Raw genomic sequence first — 24307 nt, forward strand, 5'->3', positions numbered from 1 at the left:
TCAGATGTTGTAGCCGCCGGAAACTTCAAGAGTCTGGGCATTGATCCAGGCGCCCTCTTCTGACAGCAACATGGCGATGACACGCGCGACGTCTTCCGGCTCGCCGACCCGGCCGAGTGCCGTTTGCGCCGCCAACATCGCCTCGAACTCATCGTTCAGTCCGCCTCCCAATTCGGTGCGGATGGCGCCGGGTGATACGGCGTTGGCCCGTATGCGCCGCTCGCCGAACTCTTTGGCCATGTAACGGGTAAGCACTTCGAGACCGCCCTTGAACGCCGCATAAGGTGCCACACCCGCGGTGGCGACGCGGGTGGTGGCACTGGTCAGGTTGACGATACTGGCGTTCTGCGCGAGAAGTGGCAGTAGGGTTTGGGTCAGGAAAAACGGCCCTTTGAGGTGCACGTTGAACAGGTCATCGAACTGCCCCTCGGTGACAGTTTCCAAGGGATTGAACAGACCGTAGCCGGCGTTGTTAACCAGGCCACTCAGGGTGGTGGCATCCCAGGTGTTCCGTAAAGTCAGCTCCACTGACTGCCGAAACGCCTCGAAGCTGCCAACATCGGCTACGTCGAGTTTGAGAGCGACAGCCTTGCCGCCGACACGCTCGATACGTCTCACGACTGTGGCTGCAGCCTGGGGATTAGCGTTGTAGGTCAGGATGACTCCCATACCGCGCAGAGCAATGTGCTCGGCGGCACTGGCACCGATTCCACGGCTGCCACCGGTAATGACGATTACGCTCATCTGATGTTCCTCTGTGGTTTATATGTGCCCCCACAGTACTCATCACGATCGCCAGGGTCGTACCCATTCCTACTCCAAATCTGCCTGTTTCTACTTTTTGCTTGCAAGGCGCCGGGTTCTACCATCAGCATGCCAGGCATGGATAATCAACTTGATGAACTCCGGTCGCTCGCGGCCAAGGCTGAAAATCGCCGGACCGAAACGGGTATCCCCCGAGTTGCCATGGTTCAGGGAAAAATCCCCGAGCATATGTTGGCGGCGGTCTATGACCCGATGATCAATGTGATTCTGCAAGGCAGCAAGAGCATGACCGTGGGAGACCAAACGCTTCGGTATGACCCTGCCACCTATTTTGTCATGTCCATTGATTTGCCAGCGGTGGGGGCTGTGCATCCTGGGGTATCCGGAGAACCTTACTTGGCAGTTAGTCTGACTCTTGACCCGATTGTGCTGTCGACGCTATTTGCCGACCTGCCTAAACCTGCCGGCCGCGTTGAGCACCGTCTTGGGTTTTGCGTAGCGCCAGTCACAACCGACCTGATGGATGCCTGGGTTCGAATGTTGCGCTTGATGGGCGACCCCGACGCCATAGCAGCCCTGGCCCCGGTGTATGAGCGAGAAATTATCTTCCGCGTGCTCCAAGGCCCCCATGGCTGGATGTTGCGAGAGATCGCGGCACCGGATACGGCAATGGCTCGAATCAACATGGCGATCCAATGGATCCGCCGTGACTTCGCGCAGCCCATTGGCGTGGACCGCTTGGCGGAACGGGCATCAATGAGTGTTTCGGCATTTCACCGCCACTTCAAGGCAGTCACCAGTCTGAGCCCTTTGCAGTATCAAAAACGGGTTCGCCTGCTCCAGGCCAGAACACTGATGGTGGCCAATGCCAAGAGCGTCATGGCGGCGGCCTTCGAGGTCGGTTATGAAAGTGCGACGCAATTCAGTAGGGATTATGCGCGGGTGTTCGGGCTTCCTCCTGCACAAGATGCCGGGAGAATCCTCGGGAAACGAGGGCCCTAAGACGCTAGCCAGCGGAACTTCAAGTTTGAGCGTGAAGTCATGGAAGCGGTAGAAGTCGCCATGAAAACTGAAGTTGTCCTGGGTCCAAATGCCCTTGAGCGCCTGGATGAACTCTTCCGAGCGACGATAGCGCTCATCGTGTTCCAGCCAAGGCTCGCCAATGGCCCGAAACTCGTCCTTGAACCAGCCCGACAGGATATTGACCGCGACCCGCCCGTTGGTGAACTGGTCGATGGTGGCCAGCTGTTTGGCCGCCAGCACCGGACTCCAGGGCCCAGGCAGGATGGCAGCGATCACTTTGAGCTTCTCGGTGGCGGCCAACAGAGCGTGGCTGATGGTCACCGACTCATGCTGATTTTCGGCGCCATAACCGGCTGTAAAAAGGATCTGTGACAAGGCGTACTCGAATCCGGCCTTTTCGGCGATTTGCGCCAGCTTGCGGTTGTAATCGATGTCCCAGCTGGTGCGTTGTTCGATCTTGCTGATCACAAGTCTCCCGCTGACGTTGGGAACCCAGTAGGCAAACTTGATATTGTCCTGACTCATTGCCCGCCCTCGTGGTGACAGAGGCCACCGCGGCACCTGCACAAGGACTGGAGTAGCAACCGTGCCACTTCTATATATCGATTTAAATCAATGGCTTATAACTTTTATGAGGCGCCAGAGTGTCGCCCACCGGGCAGATTGTTAATCAACTGTTTCGCTGACAACAGTTGCCTCTCTTTCCGTTCCCTACGCCGCCCCAGACGGATGTTTCTACCCGGCATTCCCAGGGTATTTACAACACCCGTTTAGGTGTACAGCCTTCAACTGCGCACCACCGGTTATTTCCTGTCCAAGCACCCTGCTCGCTAATCATAAGTACTGAAGTGCCACTGTCTCACTCAGGTGGACAGTTAATCGTTTTTCAGGTGCTTTTTCGTCGCTGATCAGAACATTAATCTGAACTCATCGCTGAACGACATCCACCAGCCACTTCGAAAAAGGACTCCACCATGACTAACGCAACCTACAACCGCCTGAACAAAGACGACGCCGTAGTTCTGCTGGTCGACCACCAGACAGGCTTGATCTCTCTGGTGCAAGACTTCACGCCCAATGAGTTCAAAAACAATGTGCTGGCCCTGGCTGACGTCGCGAAATTCTTCGAATTGCCTACCATCCTCACCACCAGTTTTGAACAAGGCCCCAACGGCCCGCTGGTACCCGAACTCAAGGAGATGTTCCCCGACGCGCCGTACATCGCTCGACCTGGCCAGATCAACGCCTGGGACAACGAAGACTTCGTCAAGGCGATCAAGGCAACGGGCCGCAAGCAACTGATCATCGCCGGTGTGGTAACAGATGTTTGTGTAGCGTTTCCAACGTTGTCGGCACTGGCTGAAGGGTTTGACGTGTTCGTGGTAACTGACTCTTCGGGGACGTTCAACACCACGGTGCAACAGGCATCCTGGAACCGCATGAGCCAGGCTGGCGCCCAGATGATGAACTGGTTCTCGGTAGCGTGTGAGCTGCAACGCGATTGGCGCAACGACATTGAAGGCCTGGGCAACCTGCTGTCTCAGCGTATTCCCAACTACCGGAACCTGATGAACAGTTATTCAGCCCTGACGGCTCGCTGAAAACCGGCATAGCGTTCACGGCAATGTTGTTCACTAAAGTGATTTCTGTCTCTGTGGGAGCGGGCTTGCTCGCGATGGTCGTTAACGGTGACGCGTATTTACCAAGTAAATGCGGCGCACTGAAGACCCTCGCGAGCAAGTCCGCTCCCACACTTGAGCCGCGTTGCTCTTGAGTGAACATTATTGCTGCTCTGCGGGCCTTTTTGCCTATTAGCTCGCAATCGGTCCATCAAGACTGCAAACAGAGCGCCCAGAAGCAGCAACAACCCGATCCAAAACCTGATCTCTCAGCACCTCTACGACTGCCCGCTGAACACAGCCACTCGAAGTCCTCAGAACCGAGGTTTTAGCGCTTGCCAGTCAGGCTTGTACCGCTGCATTTGTTTCACATCATCGCGCTGTCGAATGCCGCAAGTGAGGTACAGATCATTCAACTTTGCCAATTGCTCATAATCCAGCTCAAGCCCCAGTCCCGGCGCACGAGTGATTTTCACGCAACCATCAACGATGGGTATCTTTCCGCCTTTGACCACCTCTTCATCAGGCTCTTGCCACGGATAGTGAGTGTCGCAGGCATAGTCCAGGTTGGGCACTGACGCGGCAACATGGGCCATTGCCATCAGGCTGATACCCAGGTGTGAATTGGAGTGCATGGATACGCCAACACCAAATGTCTGGCACATCTTGGCCAGGTGCTGAGTATCCCGCAGGCCGCCCCAGTAATGATGATCGGCCAAAACAATTTGCACACTGTCGAGGGCAACGCTGCGCCGGAACTCGTCAAAGTCGGTGACGACCATGTTCGTTGCCAACGGCAAACCAGTGAGTCTGTGCAGCTCGGACATACCCTCCAGACCAGGGGTTGGATCTTCGTAATATTGCAGGTCGTCACCCAACAACTGCGCCATCCGGATTGAGGTTTCCAGAGACCAGTTACCATTGGGGTCAATGCGTAACGGGTAGCCCGGGAAGGCTTGCTTCAGGGCTTTGATGCACGACACTTCGTGCTCGGGGGGTAGAGTCCCGGCCTTGAGCTTGATGCTCTTGAAGCCGTAAGCCTCAATCATTCTTCGTGCCTGGGCGACGATCTGTTCCTCGTTCAGCGCCTCGCCCCAAGTGTCAGGTTGGTAAGGCGAATCCACATGCTGCGCATACTTGAAAAACAGGTAGGCGCTGAACGGGATTTCATCGCGTACTGCGCCACCCAGCAAATCCACCAGGGGCACATTCAAGGAACGCGCTTGCAGGTCCAGAAACGCGACTTCGAACGCCGAATAAGCATTGCTGACGGCCTTGCTCGCGTGAGAGCCGGGCGCCAGCTCCGCGCCAGCAATACTCTGCGGTGCGTGGGCTGCCACGGTAGCCCGGACGATTGCCCGCAACTGATTCAGGTTGAACGGGTCAAGGCCTATCAATTGCGCCTGCAACTGCTGCTGGATCGCCAGCGCAGGGGCGTCGCCATAGCTTTCACCGAGGCCGATATAGCCAGTGTCACTCTCTATTTCGATGATGGAGCGCAGGGCATAGGGTTCGTGAATACCGCTGGCATTGAGCAACGGTGGATCACGGAAGGCGATGGGGGTGACGGTCACTCGTGTGATTTTCAAGAAGCGGCTCCCGCAGGGTCGATTTTCAAGGTGTTGTGAGTAGCAGTGGATTGAGCTTGGCCAGCCGGCGTCGTGCGAACAAAAAATATCACCACCGCCGCCAGGAGCGATGTGGCTGCAAGCCCGTACAGACCACCCTCGATAGAGCCCGTGGTTTGCTCCAGAAAGCCGAACGCGGTAGGAGCAACGAACCCGCCAAGATTACCGATGGAGTTGATCAACGCGATGACAGCCGCCGCAATACGTGCGTCCAGATAGCCCTGAGGAATCGGCCAGAACAGCGCTGAAGCTGCCTTGAAACCAATCGCGGCGAAACAGATGGAGATAAAGGCGAACACAGGGCCGCCTGTAGTCGACATGAACATACCGAGCGAGGCAATCACCAGCGTCAGCGCGACCCAAGCCTGCTGGTGTTTCCATTTGCTGGCCATTCCGGCAAAGCCATACATGGCAACAATGGAAATCAACCACGGAATCGAGTTGAACAGCCCAACCTGGAAATCATCAAAACTGCCCATCTTTTTGATCATGCTGGGCAGCCAGAATGTCGCGCCATAAATGGTCAGGGCAATGGAGAAGTAGATGAAGCAAAACAAGGCGATCTGCTTGTCGGCCAGCAGCCTTAACATCGAAGGCTTGACTGTCAGCACCGCCTCACGGGCTTGTTGCTCCAGAGCAATCTCGTTGATCAATGCGCCCTTCTCTTCTTCGCTCAACCATTTCGCGTCACGAGGATGGGATTGCAGCCAGAACCAGACGAACGCGCAGAGAACAATCGAGGCAAAACCTTCTATCAGGAACATCCATTGCCAGCCGTGCAGGCTAAAACCACTTACGTGTAACAGGGCACCGGACACCGGGCCGGAGATCACCGAGGCAATCGCCGAGCCGCTCAGGAAGATCGCCATCGCCTTACCCCGCTCAGTCGACGGCAACCACTGAGTGAAGTAGTAAATGATCCCCGGGAAGAAGCCCGCCTCTGCCGCGCCCAGAATAAAGCGCAGCACATAGAAACTGGTTTCACCGCGCACAAAAGCCATCGCCATTGCCGCCGCGCCCCACGTGAACATGATGCGGGTCAACCAGGCTCTTGCACCGTAGCGCTGCAGCAGCATATTGGAAGGCACTTCGAAGATCGCGTAACCAATGAAGAACAACCCGGCTCCCAGACCATAAGCGGCGGCGCCAATGCCCAGATCGGTTTCCAAATGACTGCGGACAAAGCCAATATTGACCCGATCGATGTAGTTGACGATGAACATCACCACAAACAAGGGCAGAACATGACGCTTTACCTTGGACGCGGCCCGGGCAAGTACCGTAGCGTCAGGCATCGGGTGAAGGGTATTCAAAGGGGCAACTCCCAATCATTGTTTTTTTAGGGACAGCCCGATGATGGACGCGCACATTGTTCCCGTCTAATCTAACTTGGCATTCGATTGATACCAGGATTAGATCAATGTTCGAATTGACCCAGCTGCGCTGCTTCACCACGGTGGCCACAGAACTTAACTTTCGGCGCGCGGCTGAACGGTTGAACATGACCCAGCCGCCCCTCAGTCGGCAGATTCAATTGCTGGAGCACCACCTGGGCGTGGAACTGTTTACCCGCACCACCCGTAGCGTGGCCCTGACCGCAGCGGGCCGGGCTTTTTTCATCGAAGCACAAAACCTGCTTGAGCGTGCCCAGCAAGCGGCGACCAACGCCCGACGCTTCGCAGAGGGTGATATCGGTTCGGTCAACATCAGTTTTGTAGGCAGCGCCGTGTATGAGTTTTTGCCAAAGGTCATTGCCGAAGCCAGGCTCAAGCAACCCCAGGTCAAAATTGACCTCTCAGAGATGAACACCTACCAACAGCATGAAGCGTTGCGCGCACGCCGAGTCGATCTGGGCATCGCCCGGGCACCGCTGCTGGAGCCCGGTTACGCCACCGAGTGCCTTGTTCGCGAACCCTTTGTGCTGGCGCTGCCCCGGCATCACCAGTTAGCCCAGGCCAGCGATATCTCAGTCAAAGACTTGGATGCCCAGCCCTTCCTGATGTATTCCCACGCAGCGTATCCACCGTTCAACGAACTGCTGACGGGCATGCTGCGATCAGCTCGCGTGGCACCGGAGTACGTGCAATGGCTCGGTTCATCGCTCACCATTCTGGCGCTGGTCAATGCCGGGATGGGCTTGGCCCTGGTGCCGCGCTGTGCAAGCAGTGTGGTGTTCAAGAACGTGATTTTTCGCGATATCGATCTGGGCGAAGGGGTGCAAAGTGAATTGCACCTGATTTGGCGAGAAAATAACGACAACCCCGCGTTTGCCATGTTGCTCGAAGCCATACGCCGGGCAGTGCGCGAAGGTTGGGGTGAGTAGCGCCTTTGGGCGCGAGGTAAATCGCCAGTGCTGCGGTTGATCGCAGCACTGGCGCTTACGTTAAGTGGCAAACGCCACCCGGGTTTGCGTCATTCAGGGCCGTGCGCCGACCTCGCAGGTTTGAGCGGTCCACGGTTTCACCTGCTCGCTCAGCGTCAGTCCCAGGCCCGGGCGGGTCGGTACCATCATCCGGCCGTCGCGGGTTTCCAGGCGTTCGTTGAACAGCGGCTCCAGCCATTCAAAATGTTCCACCCAAGGCTCGGTCGGATAGGCCGCCGCCAGGTGTACGTGCAACTCCATGGCGAAGTGCGGCGCCAACATGAGTCCCGCCTGCTCGGCCATTGAAGCAACCTTCAGGTACGGCGTAATACCGCCTACCCGTGGTGCATCGGGCATCAAGAAGTCCGCACCGCGCAGTTTGATGAATTCGGCATGCTCGGCAACGCTGGTGAGCATTTCACCGGTGGCGATCGGCGTATCGAATTGTTGTGCCAACGCGGCATGACCTTCGGCGTCATAGCAGTCCAGCGGTTCTTCGATCCAGATCAGGTTGTACTCTTCAAACTGACGGCACATGCGCTGGGCCGTCGGCCGATCCCATTGCTGGTTGGCATCAACCATCAGGGGGAAATGCTCACCCAGGTGCTTGCGGACCGTACTGACGCGCTTGATGTCGAGCGCACAGTCCGGCTGCCCGACTTTTAGCTTGATCCCGCCGATGCCTTTCTCACGGGACAGGTCGGTGTTCTTCATCAATTGTTCAAGCGGAGTATGAAGAAAACCACCCGAGGTGTTGTAGCAACGCACCGAATCACGTTGGGCGCCAAGCAATCGGGCCAGTGACAGATTGGCGCGCTTGGCTTTCAAATCCCAGAGCGCCACGTCGAAGGCACCAATGGCCTGGGTCGACATGCCGCTGCGCCCGACCGACGCGCCCGCCCAGCACAGCTTGGTCCACAGTTTTGAAATGTCACTCGGGTTCTCGCCAATCAGCGCCGGTGCGATTTCCTTGGCGTGGGCAAACTGGCCTGGCCCACCTGCCCGTTTGGAGTAACTGAAGCCAAGGCCGCTGTGACCATCGACCGTTTTGATTTCAGCAAACAGGATGGCGATCTCTGTCATCGGCTTTTGCCGACCGGTCAGCACCTTGGCATCACTGATGGGGTTGGCCAGCGGCAGAATGACCGAAGATACCCGAACCCAGGCAATGCGATCATCGTCGGAGGATTTGACTGGAAGTGGTTGTGCGAGCATGGCGCTCTCCTTGAAGGTGAAAAGAGATCAGGTACGAAGGTGTGAGGAAGGCGTTACTGGCGCGTCATCAACAGCAGTGGCTGGCGATTCTTGACAGTCATCCAGTTGCAGGCGCTTGAGGGGCCCGACGATAAACAGATAGGAAAACGCGCCCAGCAACCCCATGGCCGCGACATACATCAGCGCCACATCGAAAGAGCCCAGCTGGTTGATCATTACGCCGATGGCAATGGGCGTGACGATGCTGGCCAGGTTGCCGCAGAAGTTGAACATCGCGCCGCTGACCCCCATCGCCTTCGCCGGAGAGACGTCTCCAACGATGCACCAGCCCAGGTTGCCCACGCCCTTGGCAAAGAAGGCAACCGACATCACGAGGATGACCAATGTGATCGACTGGGTGTAGTTGGCGACCATGATGCTGCTGGAGAGCAACAGGCCACAGATGATCGGCGTCTTTCGTGCGGCGGTGAGGCTGAAGCCTTTGCGCAACATCCAGTCCGACCACACACCGCCAATCATGCCGCCCAGGCAGCCGGCGATCGGTGGAATGGCCGCGACCAGGCCGACCTTGAGCATGGTCATGCCTTTGGCTTCGATCAGGTAAGTGGGGAACCAGGTCAGGAAGAACCAGGTAATCGATGTCAGGCAAAACTGCCCCAGATAGATCCCCGCCATCATTCGGTTGCCACCGATGGCCTTCATGCGCTTCCAGCTGAACGGAGTTTTCACGTCACCGATGGTTGGCAAGCCACCCCCGGCTTCGATGTAGTCGATTTCAGCCTGGTTGGCGCGCTTGTCTTTACGCGGTTCCTGAACCATGCGGAACCACAGGAAGCCAATCAGGATACCGGCGCCCCCCGTCACCCAGAACACGTGCTGCCAACCCCAGGTGCTGACCAGCCAGACCATCAACGGGGTGAACACGGCCAAGGCAAAATACTGCGCAGACTGGAACACCGCCGTCGCCAGGCCCCGCTCATTGCGCGGGAACCACATCACGGTCAGACGGTTGTTTGCCGGAAACGCCGGCGCTTCCGCCACGCCCATCATGAAGCGCAATACAAACAGCGCGAGAAACGCCGAACTGAACAGGTCAACGTAGCCTTGCAGGAAGGTAAACAGCGACCAGATGATCAGGCTCAGCCCCAGGACAAGGCGTGAGCCGAACCGGTCGAGGATGATGCCGCCAGGCAGTTGCATCGAGGTATAAGCCCAGCCGAAGGCCGAAAAGGCGATACCCATGGTCATGGCATCAAAACCGAGGTCTGCGCGCATGCTTGGGGCCGCGATAGACAGCGTGGCCCGGTCAACATAGTTGAATACGGTGACGATGAAGATCATCACCAGGATGAGATAGCGGACATTTGTCTTCGCTACCGATTGCGTAGGGTTGATCACTATTATTTTCCTTATTGTGAGTACAGCGTTGAATCTGCGTTGCCCTTACAGCTCCTGATAGCGTGGTGATTGAGCAATGATTGCGCAATCATACGTGGACTGGAAAAAGGCCCTGTCCAGTAGGGCCTTGGGCGGATATTACACTGATTGCGCAATCATTCAACAGTGACCTTAATCAAAATATGCACATTCCGGGTTCAGGTGCTGGCGCGATCGATGAGGGTGAAACCGGTATCGATTCGCACGGGGTCATGGCTGCCCAGTGGGTGTTCAAAGCGCTCCAGCAGCGCTTGCGCCACCTGCAGGCCAATCTTCTTGCCATCGACGCTGACGGTCGACAATGCCGGGTAAACCTGAGCCGCACTGCTCAAATCCCCGAAGCCCATGACCGCAAGATCAGCAGGCACCTGCATCCCGCGACTGGCGGCTTCAGCCAGCACCCCTTGCGCAACAGTATCCGAGCTGCACACCACGATATCCGGCTGCACTGGGCGCCCAAGCAGGCGTCGCAGCCCTTCCCTGCCGACTTCAAGTGTGGCGGGTGGCGCCAAGACTTCCATAGGCACTTGTTCAATACCCAGGCGTTTCAGTTCGCCAATCAGACTGTTGCAACGGCGCAGGCCACGGGGGTCACTGATTGTGACCACGGAGAAACGCTTATAGCCCTTCTTGACCAAATGGCGTGCGGTCTCCTCCCCCACCTTTTCGTGGGAGAAACCGACGAGCATGTCCAGAGGATCTTCACTCAGATCCCACGCCTCAACCAGCGGGATGCCCGCCTGCGCCAGCCGCAAACGGCTGGACTCGGTGTGGAGTGTGCCGGTCAGGACAATGCCATCCGGGCGCCGCCCGAGCACCGCTTCGAGCAGCCTTTCTTCTTCTTCGGCAGAGTAGCCAGTCAAACCCAGCAAGGTCTGGTAGCCCGCTTGAGTCAAGCGATCCATCAGTGCCTGCACGGTGTCGGCAAAAATCGAGTTGGCAATGGTCGGCAGGAAAATCGCCACCAGTCGGCTTTTATTGCTCGCCAGCCCACCCGCCAGCATGTTCGAGACGTACCCGGTCTGTCGCACGGCTTCACGCACTTTGTCTCGCGTCTGTTCGGTGACCAATTCCGGTCGATGCAGTGCCCTTGAAACGGTCATGGGCGAAACGCCGGCAACCTTGGCAACATCGATCAAGGTAAGGCTGGCCCCCTTCTTGGGTGCTGTGATCGATCGCTCGGTAGCGGGTGCTGCTGGTTTTTTTGCCATGAAGATTTCCGAATCTGAAGCCCAGAAGAGGATGCTACGTGCGATGCATGCTGTTTGCTGGGCGAATTTACCAAAGGCCGCCACATAATCAATCATTTCATCCTTAGGGGATTAAATGATTGGAATAGAACCTGGATTATCTTCCATTCGAACTCTGTCTAGAGTGGCAGCAATACTGTTTGCCGGTTTGGATGACCCGGCAGGCGCAAACCATTCATTAACGACAGAGGCTTCTGATCATGGACATCTACCTCAAAGAACTGTTGGACCGCGAACAAATCCGCAACCTTAGAACGCTCTACGCGCACTTGCTCGACGGCAATAACATTGCCGCACTCGACCAGGTCTTCTCCGCGGATGCGGTAGTGGAGGTCACTGTCGGCAAGATGGAGGGTATCGAGGCCATACAGTCCGGTCTCAATGACGCGTTCAAATTGTACGATCGAGATCATCGAGAAAATTATCCCTTCATGCATGCGATCACCAACCACTGGGTCCAGCTCACGGGGCCGGATACCGCACAAGGCCGCTGCTACTTGATCGACTTCGAAACGGCCTCAAAACCTGACCCTAACCCGTTGTTGCTGCTCGGTATCTACGCGGATGAGTACACACGTATCGACGGCGAATGGCGCATTACCCACACCCGCCTGGAAGTCGTCTGGCCGGCAGGCAGCTGACTGCGTTAGCAAAGGCATTATCTGTGTATGATCGGGCGATAAAACGGGTTGAATCCCATGTATTACAGAACTGGACTCCATAATGACGGACAACACCTTTGACGGTATTCGGGAGTTCGTAGCCGCCGCACAGCTACTCAGTTTTACAGCCGCCGGGCTTGAACTTGGCGTGACCAGCTCCGCAGTGGGAAAAAGCGTGAGCCGCCTGGAAGCGCGACTGGGGGTCAAGCTGTTGCATCGTACAACCCGCCGTTTGACGCTCACTCAAGAAGGAGAAACCTACCTGGCGAGCTGCTTGCGGGTGATGGACGAACTGGCTGAAACCCAGGGCCTGCTGACTACAGGACAGCAAGAACCCATCGGTCGCCTGCGGGTTGATCTGCCTGCGACCTTTGGCCGACGTCACATCCTGCCTACCCTGATCGATATGTCTGTTCGATACCAAAAGCTCGATCTGTCGGTCAGCTTCAGTGAGCGGCTGGTGGATATCGTCAACGATGGCATCGATCTCGTGGTGAGAATCGGAACCTTGAAGGACGATGGGGACATAGTGGCTCGAAAACTGGGCAGCCAACGTTTGTTGATCTGTGCAACGCCAGACTACCTGGCCAGACACGCAGCACCTCAAAATCGAAACGACCTTCTGCAACATGACTGCATCGTAGGCTGGCGTAACGGCACCCGAAAAACCTGGATGTTGATTGATGAAAACGGCCAGACATTTGAGCAAGAGGTGCGCGTCAAACATGAGATAGGGGACGGTGAGATGATGCTGAAGATGACCCACGCAGGCGGAGGACTCGCCCAACTCCCCACCTGGCTGGTTCAGGACTCAATCGAACAGGGTGCACTGGTTCCTGTTCTTGAACGTTACGCTGGCGCCGAGATGCCCATCCATGTGATCTGGCCACGAACACGGTACATTCAACCGAAGATCAGAATGATCGTTGATGAACTGTTGGCACTAGCCCAGCGGGACTCAATCATTTTCAGGCCCGACTAGGTGTATCCGATGGAGACACCCTGCCTGCTGCCGGACAACACTTCCCGGATGAAACCCGAGAAATGTTGTCCCGCATGCATCATGAATCGTGACTATTCGACAGATTCATACACTGGATAATCGACATAGCCTTTTTTACCGCTGCTGCCGTAGAACGTTGATCGATCAGGTGTTGCAAGGGGCCAGCCGTTCTTCATTCGCTCCACTAGGTCGGGGTTTGCAATGAACGGTCGACCGAAAGCGATTAAATCCAGCTCCCCGGATTCAAGGGCACGTTCTGCAGACTCGCGATCAAAGCCGCCAGCAGCGATCAACGTACCCCGGAATGTTTCACGAAAACTCCTCGCAAATCCGTCAGGCATGCCCTCGGCACCAATGGTCAACTGATCGCTCAAATGGACGTAGGCGATATCCCGCTGTTGAATCCCACGGGCGACTTCAACCCAGGTTTGGGCCTCATCGTCGAACGGAGCCATGTCGAAGAGACGGCCAAATGGAGAAATACGCACACCTACTTTGGCGCGGCCTACCTCCTGGGCAACCGCATCAATGGTTTCCAGCAGCAAACGGATTCTGTTCTGAATCGAACCGCCGTAATGGTCTGTGCGATCGTTGACCGTTGGGTTGATGAACTGTTCGAACAAATACCCGTTAGCGCCATGAATTTCGACGCCATCGAAACCGGCTTCCATCGCTTTGCGAGCAGCCTGGACAAAGTCATTCGTGATGCCCGGGATTTCCTCTGTAGAAAGCGCTCGCGGAGCACTGGCCTGGATCTGACCTGGCTCGTGTTCCTCGTTGTAGGCATAGGCCAGGGAGTTGGCCGCGAGTTTATGGCTCGATGAAACAGGCGCCCCGCCGTCTGGCTGTAACGTCGTATGGGACACACGGCCCACGTGCCAGAGTTGGGCGAAAATTTTCCCGCCTTCTTCATGGACTGCCCGGGTTACGCGCTTCCATCCCTCAACCTGTTCCTGATTGTAAAGACCGGGGTTGAAGAGATAGCCCCGTCCCTGAATAGAAACAGGAACACCTTCACTGACGATAAGGCCGGCGCCAGCTCGCTGGCGGTAGTAAAGCACTGTCAAGTCATCGGGAATGTCATTCAGCGCACGCGCGCGAGTCATCGGAGCCATGACGACGCGATTTTTCAACGTAAGACCGCAAAGCGTGAAGGGCGAAAAAAGAATACTCATGGAGGCCTCTGAAGTGGAGCGCTTCGAAGCGCCGGGAGGAGCCAATATACTCAGTCTCTCCTGTTCGATAATCCACGTTGAATTCCAATCATTGTGGAATGTGGGTCTGAAATCTAATAGGCGTTACGGCAAGCCGGGCTCACGTGGAACGGTTACTCTGAGCGGGACTGATCAGATGTGAGTTTTCTTTCGTGAAAACCAGCGCTTAGGCTCGTATTGGGTGGGAACACAGCATGTGTGCAGGAAAATACTTACAAATGCGATCCATCCAACTGCATCATTATTTTGAAGGATAGGTTTTAGTGCAGGAAAAATAAGATCATATCCATATTTAACGGTACTCATATGAAATGACCCGAAGAAGATAGTCAGAGATAAGCATATAAAAAACCATCTCCATTTGAACCGTTCGCCAGAATAAAATCTCGATAGAAAATATAAGGAAGTGAGTGCCGCCAAAGAGAGCACTAGATACACGACTGACGTTACAGTGCTATTTATCATTAGCCTTGTACTCCATGTACATTGATCTGCCTGTAACGCTATCACTAATCCCTTCAAATGCAAGTGCGCTACTGCCCATTGTCTTATACGCCCTTATATAATCAGTGTTGATATATCTAAACAGGCACCAAGCATCTGGCTTTAATGCCATTCTCACGACGCCATATGCAGAAAGTCCTAAATCAACAGTGCCATAAGCCATATTTCCTTCAAATGCGCCGCCACCGAGTAGCTCTGCACCCTCCTGATAAACTTTCCTGATAGGACCTCGGGTGTCAGAACGGTTTTTTATAAGGTTACGTCCGTTCTCATAGAGGTTATTAGCGCCATGTGCGATCAAGGGGACACCTACTAATAGGCACAACGTACCGGCTGAACCGTAGCAGATGCCTGCTCCTGTTGCGATTTGAAATGCCCCGGCAATAGCTCCCACGCCTTTTTGAGCAATCTCAAATGACTGGCTCAGCAGGCTACTCTGTTCGTTTTTGAGTTCCAGTAGACCCTGCTCAGGGCTTTTTTTACCCTGTGAAACATCATCAACAATGCTTTTGGCATAATAAGCGACTTCGCGGTTGAATTGTAAACGCAGCGTGCCGTCTTTAATGTGTCTTACGCCTAATGTACTGGCTTGGCTTCCAAGTTTTCCAGCTGCGGCACTGACCATCCAATAGTCACAGCTACCAGGCATGCAACTTTCGGGTGTTGGTTTTATTCGTTATTTCCCCACGTGCTATATCCACTGGTACCAGCAACGTGGTGGATCCACGTGATGTCTCGGTAACGGATTGCTACATGTTCTTGTGGCTCGGCGTCGTGCTCCAAAATAGCGTGGGGCATTTCAAGTGTCAGGTTGGCTATAATTCCGCCTGTGATCGAAACAGAATAGAATTTTTCCTGCAGGCCAAAAGAGGACACTCGATAAAAACTGATTGTGCAGTTTATTTCCTCTCTGGATGAGAGTGCTTGAGCTAACAGTGGAGATGATTTGTCAACATTTTTGGTGATAAGAATTGGGCTGTGTGTTGGCTTATCGATATTTCCAATGTTGATCATGTTGTGGGTGTAAGACAACACCATAATTTCGTCGGCATAACCGGTCTGACATTTATTGCCAATAGATTCCTGGGTTGAACAACCTGCTGAAATAAGTCCTTGAGCCTTGCCGGTGATCGTCATGTAACCATGATTAGCCATATATATCGCTCCTTTTAGTCAGCCGAACATCTTATTGCAAGAGTTTCAGGCGCGCCGTAGGACATTTCTTAAAGTCATATCAGAAATATGCCAAATTCTTACCGGCGGCTTGGCTAAATTCCTGACTAGATAACTCTGCGGGTTCATCGCGAAACCGAGATACGCAATTGTTCTATCCAGGAAAAGTCCAGGAGCAGGGCTATCTGCGCAATTCCAAGTATTCTGAAATGTTGAATCTGAATTACAGGTATGAATCATGGATGCGCCCTGCTGGGAGGCGCATTTTTGGATTGCACTGCCTGCAGTGATCTAAGTAAAACACCCTCGCGCGCGCAAGAAAGCTTCTAGCTCAAGAACCGGCAGTGGCTTGCTGAAAAGATAGCCTTGCACCTGATCGCAGCCGTTTTTCGTCAGAAAATCCAGCTGATCAGGGGTCTCCACACCTTCGGCGATCACTTGCAGGTTGAGGCTATGGGCCAATTCAATAATTGTCTTGGCAATGGCTGCGTCCTGGGGGTTAGTGGTCACTTCGCGGATGAAGGCGATGTCGATCTTTAGTTTATCGATCGGGAATCGTCGCAGGTACGCGAGGCTCGAATATCCGGTACCGAAATCGTCTATGGACACCTTCACCCCCAGTTCTTTCAGGGTCTGCAAGCTGGCGATGGTGTGCGAAGTGTTCTCCATCAGCGAGCTTTCCGTCAGCTCGATTTCAAGCCAGTGCGCATCGATCTGATGCTCGATCAGCGCCTGCTGGATGATGGCGATCAGATCGCCCTTGATGATCTGCTGGAAGGACACATTAACCGCTACCTGAATACCCCCCTCGCCTGTCCGTTGCCAATCGGCGATTTGCTTACACACACGATTGATCACCCAATTGCCGACCTGGGTAACCAGTCCAAGGTGTTCCAGCATTGGCACAAACACCGCTGGCGAGATAGTGCCCTGCCCCGGCTGTTCCCAGCGCAACAAGGCCTCCACCCCACATACACTGTCATCGAGCAGACTGATCTTGGGTTGGTAAAACAGCTCAAAGGTCTGTTGTTTCACCGCCTCTCGCAAGGCGGTTTCCATCGTTTGGCGCGCTGACGCGTCGTCATTCATTTGCGCCGTGTAGAAACGGTAATTATCCCTGCCGATCTTCTTTGCACGGTGCATGGCGGTGTTCGCGTGCCTGATCAACCCGTGCGCGTCGTTCCCGTCATCCGGGTACAGTGCAATGCCAAAACTGGCGGTCATCGCAGTCGACTGACTACCGAGCTTAAAAGGCTCACGCAGTGTTTCGCGTATGCGCTCGACGGTTTGCAGGGGGTCTGCCTGGCCCTCGCGAATCATCAGGATCAACGCAAACTCGTCACCATCCATGCGCCCCAATGTGTCGCTCACATTAAGGCAGTTGGTCAGTCGCTGCCCCACCTGCGTCAACATTCGATCACCCAGTTGGTGGCCCCAGGCTTCGTTGACGCTACTAAAGTCGTCCAGATCAACCGTCACCACCGCCAACTGCCAATCACTGAGGGAGGCTTGGGTCAATCCCATCTGCAAGGTGGTGAAAAACAGCTTTCGATTCGGGAGCCCGGTCAACGTATCGTAATGGGCCATTTTCAATATGCGCTGATCGGCTTCCTTGCGCTCAGTGATGTCATGGGCAATACCGACGATGATCCAGTCGTCCCCCGTTTTGTAGGCCTGGCGATGAATTTCTACCGGGAGCAAACTCCCGTCCTTGCAGCGGATCTGCGTTTCCGTGGCTTCACTGGGGCCCTTGCCCGCGATGATCTGGTCATACAACACCTTTAGGTGTTCGATGGAGTCATCGCTGAGGTCGGCGGGTGTTTTGCATAGCAGTTCTTCGACGGTGTAGCCCAGTACCTGGCAGGCGCGTCGGTTGAACTCGATCAAGCGCATGCTGCTGCGATTGATCAAAAAAATGGCATCTCCCGAGGCGTCCATCGCCGAGCGAAAACGCTCAAGGTCGATGGTGCGTTGTTGCAGTTGCTCTTCCAGCATCAGGCTATGGCTTTTCAGATAATCGCCAAAAGCCTTGAGCCGCAAGAGGTTGCGCACCCGCAGCCACAACTCTGCACTTTCCACAGGTTTGCTCAGGAAATCTTCAGCGCCAGCTTCCAGGCCTGAAATACGCGAACTTTGCTTATCAAGAGCAGACAGCATAATGATCGGGATGTTGGAGGTGGCCTTGTTCGTCTTGAGCTGGGAGGCCACTTCGAAACCGTCCATGCCCGGCATCATGATATCGAGCAGAATCAAGTCTGGCGGTTGTTCTGCGACCACGACAAGGGCCTCTTCGCCCGAACTGGCGGTTAACGTGTGATAGCCCTGGTTCTGCAGCAGGATCTTCAGCAGTTTGCGGACATGGTCTTCATCATCGACTATCAATATGGTCGCGGCAGAGTTAGGCATGTGGAGAGCTCAGTCAGAGGGCTGTTGAGGCAGATTGTCTTGCAGCAACGTGTCGATGACCCGGTAAAGTTCCCTGTAGCGCAGAGGTTTGATGATGTAAGCGTTACACCCCGCCTGACGGGTTTTTTCTTCATCCTCCTTCATGGCCATGGCGGTGAGTGCGATCACCGGGATGGCGGCGGTCAACGCGTCGCTTTTGAGCAAGGAAGTGGCTTTGAGCCCGTCCATACCCGGTAACTGGATGTCCATCAGAATCAGCGCAGGCTGAAGCTCGCGTGCCAGTTTCAGACCGGTTTCAGCATCAGCCGCACAAATCACGCTGTGGCCGGCGCTGGTCAGCAGCAAGCGAGCCAGTCTCATGTTGGCGGCGTTGTCTTCGACAATCAGGATCTCGGCCATGGCGCCTCCACAGTGGTTAAACGGCGTATCGGCAGCCAAACCACGAATCGTGCGCCTGCCCCTTCCCTACTGGCTACCGCGACACTGCCGCCATGCAATTCGGTCAACTGTTTGACCATTGCCAGGCCCAGGCCGGTGCCCTCGAATTTACGCGCCAGACTGCTGTCGATCTGACTAAAAGCCTTGAACAACTTGTCCATATTGCTCTGGGCAATACCGATACCGGTGTCACTGACGCTCAACTCCAGGAAGGCGTCGTAATCGCTGTCGTGAACCTCGAAGCCATGCACGGGCCAATCCCCTTCGAGAATCCCTACGTGTTCGCGCGTTACTTGGCGTACCGCCAACGTCACCACCCCTCCTGGCGCGCTGAATTTCACGGCATTGGCCAGCAGGTTGTAGACGATCTGTTTGGTTTTGCGCAGGTCGAGCTCAAAGCTGCCGAGTTCGACATCGGTGTCGAGTTTCAACTGAATGCGTTGCAATGCGGCTTTTTCGCGCACGATCAATAAGCTGTTGCTCAGCACGCTTTGCAGTTCGACGGGTTCCAGCTCCAGTTCCATCATCCCGGCTTCGACTTTGGACAGGTCGAGGATGTCATTGATCAGCGACAGCAAATGTTGGCCGCTGTTGAAAATGTCGCTGATGTACTCGCGCTGGGTCTCGGTCATGTCGCCGACCATGCCGTCCTTGAGCGCTTCGGAAAAGCCGATGACGGCGTTCAGCGGCGTGCGCAGTTCATGGGACATGGTGGCGAGGAATTCGGACTTCATGTGGCTGGCGTGTTCAAGCTCGATATTCTTCTCTTCCAAGGTCCGCTCAAAGCGCTTGCGCTCAGTCACGTCACGGGCTGCCGCGAATACCCCTTGCAGCTTGCGATCCCGGTCGTGAAAAGTCGCTGCATTATAGGAAACAACGGTTTCAGTGCCGTTGTAAGCGCGCACGGTGAGTTCATAGTCGCTGACTTTGTTTTCACTGAGCACACGCTTGATTGCAGCATCGGCGCGGGCCGGATCGGTGAAAAAGTTCTTGCACGGCGCGCCAATCAATTCGTCCCGGGTACGGCCGGTAAGCGCCATCATTTGTTTGTTTACGTCGGAAATGATGCCCTGAGGATCCGTCATCATCAGGGCGTCGATGTTCGATTCGATCAACGAGCGCGTGTAAAACTGCTGGTCGCGCAAACGCTGATCCAGCAAGGCCTGGGTCGCTTCCTCTTGTTTGCGCGCGGTGTTATCGGTGCCGATCAGCAAATAACCGATGATGGTTTCTGCGCTGTCGCGCAACGAGGTCACCGACACCATTGCCGAGAGGCGACTGCCATCCTTGCGGATATAGGTCAGCTCATAGATGTCTTCAATCCCGCGAGAGGCCTTGAACACCAGTGCTTCGAAGCCAGGTGTGATCGGCGTGTTGAGCTCAAGGCTCAGGGCGGCTGCGCGAGCGATCAATTCTGTTGGGTCGGAGATATCGGCCGGAGTGATCAGGTTAACCACGTCTTCAGACTGGTAACCGAGCATACGTTCGGCGCCGACGTTGAAGATCTGGATAACGCCTTTTTCATCGGTAGCGATGCTGGAAAAGTAGGCACTGTTGAAGATTGCGTCCTGGAGGGCGCCGGTCTTGAGCAAGGTTTTCTGTCGGCGAAACTCGACGATTTTCTCCGCACGTGACAGGGGTTCGTTGGGCGGACGGTCTACAGGCGGAGTGTCCATTGGTTCGTTTCCCGTTAACTCGCAACCTGACCGTCATGACGGTGCCGTAAAGCGTGCTTACGCAAATCACCCGAATGAGCGACTAGAGGTTTGTACACGATAGCAGAGGTGCTGGGATGAGGCTAAGCAGGGACGCTTTCGTCGTTTACTCAGCCTTCAGGTTTCAACTGACTGTACGCGAATTAGCCGATCTGCTTTTGTGATGTCTCAATACGAACCAGACCAATATGCTCAACGCCCCGACCAGCGCAGCCGCTGTTAGCAAGACCAGGCTGTGAGAAGCACTAAACGCCTTTTGCCCTGCTGCAATGAGCTGCTGCCCTTGAATGCCGCCAATACTGTGTGCGGCAACCAGCGTTTCACCAATTGAGCGCCCGGCAGTCTCGGCAATGGCTGTTGGAATGCCGTCAGGCAAAAGTATTGATTTTTCATAAGTGGATACCAGAAGAATACCGAACACGGTTATACCCAATCCGGTGCCCAGGTCGTAACTCGTGGCTTCAAGGGCTCCGGCAGAGCCAGCCTTCTCCATTGGAATACTGTTCATGATCGCTACCGACGATGCGGTCAAGCCAATGCTGAGCGAGAGCCCCAATGCTACCAACATCACAACAACGCTAGCCCCGCCGCTTCCCAGGTGTATTTGGGCCAACCCGACCAGACTTCCAGCCGCAACCAACAATGAGCAACTCGCAACCCACCTCAGGCCAATTGCCCGGAGGATGGCGCCCGCAAGAGGCCCGCCGACTGCTGCTGCAATCATTAACGGCATCATGAATATTCCGGCTTCCAGGGGGGTACGGCCCATAACGAACTGTAGTTCCTGGGCCAGCAACAATTCGAACCCGGCAAGTGCCCCCATTGTGACCACAGCCATGACGATACCCGTGCTGACCGCCGGAATAGAAAAAAGGGTCAGGTCAAGCATTGGTGTCGAAGTGTGAAGCTGTTTGCGTACAAACCAGGCAAGCATCAGTGCTCCGAATAAAAAGCATGCACCGGTTACTGCCAGGGAGCTGTTGGTCTTGAAACCCGACTTGAGGGCGTAAACACTTGCCATGACACCAAGGATCAGAATCACAGACTGCCCGATGGTCCAGTTTCCGTTGCCGACCACACTTCGGCGCGGGATGTAGGCGATGACTAACGGTATGACCAAGAGCATCACAGGCACGTTGATCAGGAACACCGCCCCCCACCAGAAATGCTCAAGCAATGCGCCGCCAACCAAGGGTCCAATGGCGGCGCCGGTTGAAGCAACAGCGCCCCATATTCCAAGAGCGACAGCCTGATCGCTTTCATCTTCAAAAGTTTGTCGAATAATCGCGAGGACGCTGGGCATCACCATGGCGCCGCCAAATGCCATGAATGCTCGTGCTCCTATCAGCGCTCCGACATTGGGCGAGAAGGCAGCCAGGATCGAACCGGTACAGAAGATACCCAGTCCAGCCAACAGCATACGGCGGTGACCGACCCTGTCCGCCAGCGTGCCCATGGGGATGAGCAGGCTGGCCATCAATAAAGGATAGATGTCGATGATCCACAGAATCTCGGTACCTGTCGCTTGCAACGCAAGGGTAAGTGACGGAACCGCGACATGAAGAATGGTGTAATCCAGGACTATCGGCATAAAAGCCAGAATGACCGACATGAGGACTAACCAACGGTTTGAATGACCACTAGACACAATAGAGACCTTTTAATCGGGATCCCGGCTCTCAAACGCTTGTACGCCATTTAAGCCGTTGTTGTTACCACGCTTGCGGCCCCAAGGCTGCGCCGCGATGCTAACCGATATCCCCCCGCTTTCCCGCCGTCCAAATGTGAAGCTTTGTTAAGTCCCGGGTTTGAACCAGGACGATCCTTGCCCGCCTTGGAATCTGCGGCTTGGCCTGATGTACCCGGGTTGATGAAAAGACACTGCCTGCTCCCGGCTTGCCCTTTATCCCCGAGCCAAATGCCACCGAGGCATGAAGACTCGGTGATGCCACTCTGCATTCAACCCGGTCGTGAAATACCGTGTTGGCGCAGTTTGCGATAGAGCGTATTGCGGCTAATCCCCAGGCGAGCGGCAACATGGGCGATATGCCAGTGCTCTGCCTCAATCAACGTGAGCAGCGTCTGGCGTTCGGATTCTCCCAGGGGATCTTCGGCCAACGCGACTGTCGCAGGCACTGACGGCAGCAACTCCGCCAAGTCCTCCAGTGTGACCATCCCGTCCAGCGACAACGCTACCAGCGTGCGCAGACACGTACGCAGCTGGCGGACATTGCCTGGCCAAGGGTGGCTCAGCAAGCACTCTCTGACGCCCGCCTCCAGCCGAATCCCTGTGCCTTTTGTCTCTTCGAGCACCAGAAGATCCAGCAAGCTGCCCTTGTCGGATCGTTCGCGCAGCGGCGGGAGCTGCACGGTGAATCCGGCAATGCGATAAAAAAGATCTTCGCGAAAGCGCCCTTGCGCCACACAGACCTGCAAATCCTGGTGGCTGGCACTGATAATGCGTACGTCGAGCGCACGTGCCGTCGCGCCACCCAGCGGCACCACCTGGCGCTCCTCAATCACTCGCAGCAGGCGAGTCTGTAACGCCAGTGGCATATCCGCGATCTCATCGAGAAACAGAATGCCGCCATGGGCCTGCTCCAGCTTGCCGATCATCCCGTCCTTGCGTGCTCCGGTGAAGCTTCCGCCGCGATAGCCGAACAGCTCGCTCTCGATCAGCGTTTCGGGTATGGCCGCGCAATTGATCGCTACAAACGGTTGGCGCCTTCTGGAGCTCGCACGATGCAACGCCGCAGCAAACGCTTCTTTGCCAGTACCGGTTTCACCCTGTAAGAACACCGGCACATCGTGCTCCATGACACGCAGTGCGCGGGCAATGCCGCGTTGCAGGCGCGGGTCTTCGAGGCACACATGCACGTCATTGATTGTTGGGGATGCAGGCGTGCCTAAAGGCACCGGGCGTACAGGTTCTCGTAACTGTCCGTAGAGCAGACGTCCGTCCGCCAGCCGCAGCGGCCAGCACACACTCGGCTGAGAACTGGCCTGACTCATCAGATGATCGATAGGTGTTTGCAGCAGCATAGTCAGAGACTGCCCAACCACCTGGTCACGACTCAGGCCCAGTAGCTCCAGCGCAGCACGATTGACTGAGCAAATATGCGCACCTTCATCGAAACTGAGCAGGCCTTCACCCAGCAGCCCTACGAAGCCTGCCTCTGGGTGGAAGCGCAGCAAATAGCGTTGAGGATCATGCCCCAGGAAAAAACAGCTTTCGATCAGATTGGCTGACAATTGAGTCAAAGCCATGGCTTTGAAATATTGCTGCTGGCTGTGAGTATCCCGTACAGACGAAAGATTGAGCACCGCCAGCAACGCTCCACTGGCATCAAATATCGGGCTTGCCGAACAGCTCAGACCGACGTGCTTGCTACGAAAATGCTCATCACGACGGATGGTGACCTGTTGTTGCTCGACCAAGCAGGTGCCCACACCGTTGGTGCCTTCGCAATCTTCACTCCAGACCGAGCCGAGCCACAGCCCTGCGCGTTGAAATTCGGCTCGTTCGGATTCGTTGAACACACTGTCGATTGCCACACCGCGAGCATCGGTGAGTAGCACCACGTGGCCATCGCGTCCGAGCTGCTGGTGCAAGTGGGTCATCTGCCAGTGCGCTACACCGATGATGTGTTCAAGGGGTGCGCGATGATCCTGCAAGCGCGGATGTTCAACCACGTTAGGTGCGCGGCGACTGGCAGGATCGAGCTGATACTGATCCAGGCACCGGCGCCAGGATCGTGTGATGGCAAGGTCATTAACAGGGTCATGGCTGGTGTGAGTGCCCTGGACGGCTTGCAGCACGTGTTGTGCATGGTCGTTGATCAAGGCCGGCTTCATTATTCTTGTTCTCCGTTAGGGGTAGAGCTCGGGTCTGT

Annotated in this window: 19 protein-coding genes and 1 pseudogene; 5 read left to right on the forward strand and 15 right to left on the reverse strand. The window is 55.5% G+C overall.

Features of this window, described 5'->3' with window-relative positions:
- Entirely contained in the window at positions 1-744 is a 744-nt protein-coding gene (locus TU76_RS16665; RefSeq protein WP_019822579.1) for an SDR family NAD(P)-dependent oxidoreductase, read from the reverse strand.
- 138 nt (positions 745-882) lie between these two features.
- Between TU76_RS16665 and TU76_RS24855 the strand changes: the two genes are divergently transcribed.
- Positions 883-1767, forward strand: coding sequence for an AraC family transcriptional regulator (locus TU76_RS24855; protein ID WP_019822577.1), 885 nt, complete (start codon positions 883-885; stop codon positions 1765-1767).
- Between the two features lie 24 nt (positions 1768-1791).
- Here the strand turns inward: TU76_RS24855 and TU76_RS16675 are convergent.
- Positions 1792-2313, reverse strand: a pseudogene (locus TU76_RS16675) (LLM class flavin-dependent oxidoreductase); the annotation flags it as partial.
- A gap of 449 nt (positions 2314-2762) precedes the next feature.
- Between TU76_RS16675 and ycaC the strand changes: the two are divergent.
- Complete coding sequence (gene ycaC / locus TU76_RS16680; RefSeq protein ID WP_019822574.1) at positions 2763-3389, forward strand: isochorismate family cysteine hydrolase YcaC; 627 nt, start codon at positions 2763-2765, stop codon at positions 3387-3389.
- 332 nt (positions 3390-3721) lie between these two features.
- Here ycaC and TU76_RS16685 read toward each other — a convergent pair whose 3' ends face one another.
- Together TU76_RS16685 and TU76_RS16690 are read right to left on the reverse strand one after the other, a co-directional pair.
- Positions 3722-4996, reverse strand: coding sequence for a glucarate dehydratase family protein (locus tag TU76_RS16685; RefSeq protein WP_019822573.1), 1275 nt, complete (start codon positions 4994-4996; stop codon positions 3722-3724).
- Complete coding sequence (locus TU76_RS16690) at positions 4993-6348, reverse strand: MFS transporter (protein ID WP_048352136.1); 1356 nt, start codon at positions 6346-6348, stop codon at positions 4993-4995. Before TU76_RS16690 ends, TU76_RS16685 begins: the two co-directional genes overlap by 4 nt.
- Positions 6349-6455: 107 nt before the next feature.
- Here TU76_RS16690 and TU76_RS16695 point away from each other — a divergent pair, with 107 nt between their 5' ends.
- Positions 6456-7358: a LysR family transcriptional regulator gene (locus tag TU76_RS16695; RefSeq protein WP_048352137.1), complete on the forward strand. Its 903-nt coding sequence runs from the start codon at positions 6456-6458 to the stop codon at positions 7356-7358.
- A gap of 93 nt (positions 7359-7451) precedes the next feature.
- Here TU76_RS16695 and TU76_RS16700 read toward each other — a convergent pair whose 3' ends face one another.
- From TU76_RS16700 to TU76_RS16710, 3 genes are all read right to left on the reverse strand, one after another.
- Positions 7452-8612, reverse strand: a complete 1161-nt coding sequence (locus tag TU76_RS16700; RefSeq protein ID WP_048352138.1) for an L-talarate/galactarate dehydratase — start codon at positions 8610-8612, stop codon at positions 7452-7454.
- A gap of 27 nt (positions 8613-8639) precedes the next feature.
- Positions 8640-9953: an MFS transporter gene (locus tag TU76_RS16705; RefSeq protein WP_088500116.1), complete on the reverse strand. Its 1314-nt coding sequence runs from the start codon at positions 9951-9953 to the stop codon at positions 8640-8642.
- A gap of 254 nt (positions 9954-10207) precedes the next feature.
- Complete coding sequence (locus tag TU76_RS16710; protein ID WP_037031773.1) at positions 10208-11260, reverse strand: LacI family DNA-binding transcriptional regulator; 1053 nt, start codon at positions 11258-11260, stop codon at positions 10208-10210.
- A 239-nt stretch (positions 11261-11499) separates the two neighbouring features.
- Here TU76_RS16710 and TU76_RS16715 point away from each other — a divergent pair, with 239 nt between their 5' ends.
- A complete protein-coding gene (locus TU76_RS16715) occupies positions 11500-11940 on the forward strand; it encodes a nuclear transport factor 2 family protein (RefSeq protein ID WP_019822564.1) in 441 nt (146 codons plus the stop codon).
- A gap of 82 nt (positions 11941-12022) precedes the next feature.
- Entirely contained in the window at positions 12023-12943 is a 921-nt protein-coding gene (locus TU76_RS16720; protein ID WP_048352139.1) for a LysR family transcriptional regulator, read from the forward strand.
- A 92-nt stretch (positions 12944-13035) separates the two neighbouring features.
- On the opposite strand, the gene TU76_RS16725 is transcribed toward TU76_RS16720, so the two are convergent.
- From TU76_RS16725 to TU76_RS16760, 8 genes are all read right to left on the reverse strand, one after another.
- Complete coding sequence (locus TU76_RS16725; RefSeq protein ID WP_048352140.1) at positions 13036-14139, reverse strand: alkene reductase; 1104 nt, start codon at positions 14137-14139, stop codon at positions 13036-13038.
- A gap of 493 nt (positions 14140-14632) precedes the next feature.
- A complete protein-coding gene (locus tag TU76_RS16730) occupies positions 14633-15331 on the reverse strand; it encodes a DUF4225 domain-containing protein (RefSeq protein ID WP_037031692.1) in 699 nt (232 codons plus the stop codon).
- Between the two features lie 20 nt (positions 15332-15351).
- Positions 15352-15837 (reverse strand): Hcp family type VI secretion system effector, encoded by a 486-nt coding sequence (locus tag TU76_RS16735; protein WP_019822546.1) that lies wholly within the window; start codon positions 15835-15837, stop codon positions 15352-15354.
- A 309-nt stretch (positions 15838-16146) separates the two neighbouring features.
- Complete coding sequence (locus TU76_RS16740) at positions 16147-18261, reverse strand: EAL domain-containing response regulator (protein WP_048352141.1); 2115 nt, start codon at positions 18259-18261, stop codon at positions 16147-16149.
- A gap of 9 nt (positions 18262-18270) precedes the next feature.
- Entirely contained in the window at positions 18271-18660 is a 390-nt protein-coding gene (locus TU76_RS16745; protein WP_048352142.1) for a response regulator, read from the reverse strand.
- Positions 18645-20375, reverse strand: a complete 1731-nt coding sequence (locus tag TU76_RS16750) for a PAS domain-containing sensor histidine kinase (RefSeq protein ID WP_048352143.1) — start codon at positions 20373-20375, stop codon at positions 18645-18647. The genes TU76_RS16745 and TU76_RS16750 overlap by 16 nt, the downstream gene beginning before the upstream one ends.
- Before the next feature lie 163 nt (positions 20376-20538).
- Positions 20539-22026, reverse strand: coding sequence for an MFS transporter (locus tag TU76_RS16755; protein ID WP_048352144.1), 1488 nt, complete (start codon positions 22024-22026; stop codon positions 20539-20541).
- A gap of 347 nt (positions 22027-22373) precedes the next feature.
- Positions 22374-24269 (reverse strand): sigma-54-dependent Fis family transcriptional regulator, encoded by a 1896-nt coding sequence (locus TU76_RS16760; RefSeq protein ID WP_048352145.1) that lies wholly within the window; start codon positions 24267-24269, stop codon positions 22374-22376.
- Between the last annotated feature and the right edge of the window lie 38 nt (positions 24270-24307).

Source organism: Pseudomonas psychrophila (assembly GCF_001043005.1).
GTDB lineage: Bacteria > Pseudomonadota > Gammaproteobacteria > Pseudomonadales > Pseudomonadaceae > Aquipseudomonas > Aquipseudomonas psychrophila.

Excerpts from the sequence above, each read along its gene's own strand:
- TU76_RS16665 (WP_019822579.1), bottom strand. The coding sequence starts at position 744 with ATGAGCGTAATCGTCATTACCGGTGGCAGCCGTGGAATCGGTGCCAGT.
- TU76_RS24855 (WP_019822577.1), top strand. The coding sequence starts at position 883 with ATGGATAATCAACTTGATGAACTCCGGTCGCTCGCGGCCAAGGCTGAA.
- ycaC (WP_019822574.1), top strand. The coding sequence starts at position 2,763 with ATGACTAACGCAACCTACAACCGCCTGAACAAAGACGACGCCGTAGTT.
- TU76_RS16695 (WP_048352137.1), top strand. The coding sequence starts at position 6,456 with ATGTTCGAATTGACCCAGCTGCGCTGCTTCACCACGGTGGCCACAGAA.
- TU76_RS16700 (WP_048352138.1), bottom strand. The coding sequence starts at position 8,612 with ATGCTCGCACAACCACTTCCAGTCAAATCCTCCGACGATGATCGCATT.
- TU76_RS16705 (WP_088500116.1), bottom strand. The coding sequence starts at position 9,953 with ATGATCTTCATCGTCACCGTATTCAACTATGTTGACCGGGCCACGCTG.
- TU76_RS16710 (WP_037031773.1), bottom strand. The coding sequence starts at position 11,260 with ATGGCAAAAAAACCAGCAGCACCCGCTACCGAGCGATCGATCACAGCA.
- TU76_RS16715 (WP_019822564.1), top strand. The coding sequence starts at position 11,500 with ATGGACATCTACCTCAAAGAACTGTTGGACCGCGAACAAATCCGCAAC.
- TU76_RS16720 (WP_048352139.1), top strand. The coding sequence starts at position 12,023 with ATGACGGACAACACCTTTGACGGTATTCGGGAGTTCGTAGCCGCCGCA.
- TU76_RS16725 (WP_048352140.1), bottom strand. The coding sequence starts at position 14,139 with ATGAGTATTCTTTTTTCGCCCTTCACGCTTTGCGGTCTTACGTTGAAA.
- TU76_RS16730 (WP_037031692.1), bottom strand. The coding sequence starts at position 15,331 with ATGCCTGGTAGCTGTGACTATTGGATGGTCAGTGCCGCAGCTGGAAAA.
- TU76_RS16735 (WP_019822546.1), bottom strand. The coding sequence starts at position 15,837 with ATGGCTAATCATGGTTACATGACGATCACCGGCAAGGCTCAAGGACTT.
- TU76_RS16740 (WP_048352141.1), bottom strand. The coding sequence starts at position 18,261 with ATGCCTAACTCTGCCGCGACCATATTGATAGTCGATGATGAAGACCAT.
- TU76_RS16745 (WP_048352142.1), bottom strand. The coding sequence starts at position 18,660 with ATGGCCGAGATCCTGATTGTCGAAGACAACGCCGCCAACATGAGACTG.
- TU76_RS16750 (WP_048352143.1), bottom strand. The coding sequence starts at position 20,375 with ATGGACACTCCGCCTGTAGACCGTCCGCCCAACGAACCCCTGTCACGT.
- TU76_RS16755 (WP_048352144.1), bottom strand. The coding sequence starts at position 22,026 with ATGTCGGTCATTCTGGCTTTTATGCCGATAGTCCTGGATTACACCATT.
- TU76_RS16760 (WP_048352145.1), bottom strand. The coding sequence starts at position 24,269 with ATGAAGCCGGCCTTGATCAACGACCATGCACAACACGTGCTGCAAGCC.